General features: G+C 67.1%; 4 protein-coding genes and 1 tRNA gene. 3 read left to right on the forward strand and 2 right to left on the reverse strand.

Features of this window, described 5'->3' with window-relative positions; all coding sequences use genetic code 11:
• Together Y704_RS19365 and Y704_RS0106225 are read left to right on the forward strand one after the other, a co-directional pair.
• Positions 1-358 (forward strand): ABC transporter ATP-binding protein (locus Y704_RS19365; protein ID WP_035771823.1); only part of this gene is annotated, 358 nt, incomplete at its 5' end.
• Positions 355-2,226 (forward strand): ABC transporter ATP-binding protein, encoded by a 1,872-nt coding sequence (locus Y704_RS0106225; protein ID WP_081747440.1) that lies wholly within the window; start codon positions 355-357, stop codon positions 2,224-2,226. The genes Y704_RS19365 and Y704_RS0106225, both read left to right, overlap by 4 nt.
• 17 nt (positions 2,227-2,243) lie before the next feature.
• On the opposite strand, the gene Y704_RS23935 is transcribed toward Y704_RS0106225, so the two are convergent.
• Positions 2,244-2,399, reverse strand: a complete 156-nt coding sequence (locus tag Y704_RS23935; RefSeq protein ID WP_155850240.1) for a hypothetical protein — start codon at positions 2,397-2,399, stop codon at positions 2,244-2,246.
• Between the two features lie 583 nt (positions 2,400-2,982).
• On the opposite strand from Y704_RS23935, the gene Y704_RS0106235 reads away from it, so the two are divergent.
• Positions 2,983-3,059 (forward strand) — tRNA-Pro (locus tag Y704_RS0106235).
• A 136-nt stretch (positions 3,060-3,195) separates the two neighbouring features.
• Here the strand turns inward: Y704_RS0106235 and Y704_RS25160 are convergent.
• On the reverse strand, positions 3,196-3,669 hold a 474-nt coding region (locus Y704_RS25160), incomplete at its 5' end, for a phosphoribosylaminoimidazolesuccinocarboxamide synthase (protein ID WP_035771824.1).

The raw sequence follows: 3,669 nt of genomic DNA on the forward strand, positions 1-3,669 counted from the left end.
CATCGCGGCCAAACCGCAGGTCCTCGTTCTGGACGACCCGCTGTCGGCGCTCGACGTCGCCACCGAGGAACTGGTCGAGGTGCGCCTCCGCAAGGTACTGCACGGCACGACCACCCTGATCGTCGCGCACCGGCCCTCGACCGTGGCCCTTGCGGACCGCGTCGCGCTGATGCGCGACGGCCGGATTGCGGACGTCGGGACGCACCTCGAACTGCTCGCGCGGAACGACCACTACCGCTACGTGATCGCAAGTCTCGATGAGGAGCCGGTCGATCTCGACACCGGACTCGAGGACGCGGAACTCGACGAGTCCGCCCGCGACCAGTTCGCGCGCAACGACGAAGGGGCGCTGGCATGAGCCGGACGACGACGGGCCCGCCGCCCGAGGAGGCGGCACGCGGACCTGCTCCGCAGCACGGCGCCACCACGGCCGGCGTGCACAACGAGGACGACGTCGTGCTCAGCAAAGCGCAGAGCAGGTCGGTGCGGACCCGCTCCTTCCGCCTGCTCGGTTCGCTCATCCGGCCCAACCGCCGGCAGTTCATCTGGACGGTGCTGCTCGTGGTGATTTCCCAGGCGGCCCGTGTCGCCGGGCCCGCCATCATCGCGTTCGGCATCGACGATGCCCTGCCGTCGCTGATTGCCGGCGACCCCGTCCGGCTGTGGGTTGCCGGCGGCGCGTACCTGGCCGCGGCGGTCCTGGCCTCGGTCCTGACGGCGGGCTATGTGCGGGCAACGGCCCAGCTGAGCCAGGCGATGCTGCTGGATCTGCGCCTGCGCGTCTTTCGCCACACGCAGCGGCTCAGCCTGGAGTTCCACGAGAAGTACACGTCGGGCCGCATCATCGCACGTCAGACCTCTGATCTGGAAGCACTGCGCGAACTGCTCGATTCAGGAATCAGCTCCCTCGCATCCGGCGCCATATTCATGCTGTTCACCGCCATCACCATCTTCGCGCTGGACTGGCGGACCGGTCTGCTGATCCTGGCCGCGGCCGTGCCGATGTTCCTCCTCGCGCGCTGGTACCAACGCCGCTCCCAGCTTGCCTTCAGGGCATCCCGGGTGGTGTCCGCCAAACTGATCGTCCACTTCATCGAAACCATGACCGGCATCCGCGCGGTCAAGGCATTCCGGCGCGAAAGCGTCAACGCCGACCGGTACGACGAGCTCGCCGAGGACTACCGCAGGGTGACGGTCCGCTCGATCAACCTGAACGGCATCTTCCAGCCGGGACTCGTGCTGATCGGCAACGTCACCGTCGCCGTCGTGCTGCTGGTCGGTGGATTCCGCGTCCTTGACGGTTCCCTGGAAGTGGGCGCCCTCCTTGCACTCCTGCTCTACAGCAAGCGGTTCTTCCAGCCCGTGGACCAGATGGCGATGTTCTACAACTCGTTCCAGTCGGCGTCGGCGGCACTGGAGAAGGTGTCGGGCCTCCTCGAGGAGGTTCCCACCGTGCGCCCGCCGAAGAACCCCGTAGCACTGGCTCACCCCCGGGGCGCCGTCGAGTTCCACGACGTGGGCTTCCGGTACGGCGACGGACCGCAGGTGATTCCACCCCTGCGGCTCGACATTCCTGCCGGGCAGACGGTCGCGCTCGTGGGACAGACCGGGGCGGGCAAGTCCACGCTCGCGAAGCTGATCGCGCGCTTCTACGACGTGTCCGAGGGGCGGCTCACGCTCGACGGCGTGGACCTCCGGGACCTGAACCAGAAGGACCTGCGGCGCGCCGTCGTCATGGTGACGCAGGAGGCGTTCCTCTTCAGCGGGTCGGTGGCCGACAACATCGCCCTGGGCAAGCCTGAAGCAACCCGGGACGAGATCGAGTCGGCGGCGCGCGCCGTGGGAGCGGAGGAGTTCATCCTCGAACTTCCGGAGGGCTACGACACCGACGTCAACAAGCGGGGCGGCAGGGTGTCCTCGGGGCAGCGCCAGCTCATCAGCTTCGCGCGCGCGTTCCTCGCCGACCCGGCGGTGCTGATCCTCGACGAGGCGACGTCGTCGCTCGATCTCCCGAGCGAACGCCTCGTGCAGCAGGGACTGAAGGAACTGCTGGGCCGCCGGACTGCCCTGATCATCGCGCACCGGCTCTCCACGGTCGCGATCGCGGACCGTGTGCTGGTGGTGCACGACGGCGAGGTGGTGGAGGACGGCACGCCAGAGGACCTCATCGGCGGAACGGGCCGGTTCGCGACGCTGCACGCGGCGTGGAAGGACTCGCTAGTCTAGTCGATCGACGTCGGAGGTCAGGGGTACACCACCCTGGAGTGGAACAGGTACCTCAGCCCGAAGGCAGCCGCGAGTGTTCCGGCCTGCGCCGCCACGCTGTTCATCAGGAGCATTTCCACGAGGAACACGAGAAGTGGCAGGCGGAGCAGGGCTTCGGCGTTGTTGAAGCCCACCGACTGCAGGAATCGTCGTCAGGTTCCGCCGGCGTTCTGCCTGGACCGGCTGAAGACGAGCCTTTCCTGGCGCAAAGCGCGCGCCGATTTGCTGTCCCTGATGGGGCCACTGAGGGGTCGACGACGGCTGGGATGAAACCCTGGTCTCAACAGGGTTGTCAACATCGCCGACCCCGGTCAGTGAGCTTTCGCAGTACACGAAAGGTGGCAGTCACTCCCGGTCGGCGCTCTTTGCGCTGACCGTTCGTACGACCCTTCAGAGGTTCCTTCCGGGTCGACGCCCCTGCGCCGAGCCCGTAGGGAACTCTGATTCAGAGGCTATGAGGAACGAGCAGTACCAGCACGAGTAGCAAATACCCCATTGCTCGCCGGCACCACGCAGCCGAATACTCAGTACATCCGCCTGAATACTTGCCAGTCCTTGTCCCGGCGGAAGCGGCCGTGCGCCGGCGGGGGCCTCGTTCCCGTCATTGCAGACTTCGTGGAGGAGTTTCGCGGGGCCGTTTCGCGTGCTTCCGTTCCCTCGGCTATTCTTGAGGAGTTGCTCGCGGCGTCGGTTTCGGCCGACACGGGGGACGGCACTCGGGGTGTGGCGCAGCTTGGTAGCGCGCGTCGTTCGGGACGACGAGGTCGCAGGTTCAATTCCTGTCACCCCGACCATCAGAGGAAAGGGGCTCCAGTCGTCGGACTGTAGCCCCTTTCCCGTTTCTCCACCCCCCGGCTGGTTAAGCAGCTGTGGCGGCTATTCGAACGGAATAACCGCCACACGTGCTTAACGAGCGGGGGGTGACGAGCGCTAGGCGAACCTTTGCCCGGTCAGCCGCTCGTACGCCTCGACATACCGGCCGCGGGTCCGCTCCACGACGGCGTCGGGCAGCGGTGGCGGCGGCGACGTCCGCTCCCACCCTGCGGCGTCGGAGGTCAGCCAGTCGCGCACGAACTGCTTGTCGAAGGACGGCTGCGCCTGCCCCGGCGAGTACAGCGATGCATCCCAGAACCGCGACGAATCGGGAGTCAGCACCTCGTCCCCCAGTGTGATGAGCCCGCTCAGCGGGTCGAGCCCGAACTCGACCTTCGTGTCGGCGAGGATGATCCCGCGCTCCCGGGCGATAGCCTCGGCGCGCGAGTAGATGTCAAGCGTCAGCGAGCGCAGTTGGGCCGCGGCGTCGTCACCGACCGCCATGACCACGGCGTCGTAGGTGATGTTCTCGTCATGCTCGCCGACTTCGGCTTTGGCGGAGGGGGTGAACAGCGCCGGGTCCAGGCGGGA

The organism is Arthrobacter sp. Br18, assembly GCF_000520555.1.
GTDB lineage: Bacteria > Actinomycetota > Actinomycetes > Actinomycetales > Micrococcaceae > Arthrobacter_D.

Excerpts from the sequence above, each read along its gene's own strand:
- Y704_RS0106225 (WP_081747440.1), top strand. The coding sequence starts at position 355 with ATGAGCCGGACGACGACGGGCCCGCCGCCCGAGGAGGCGGCACGCGGA.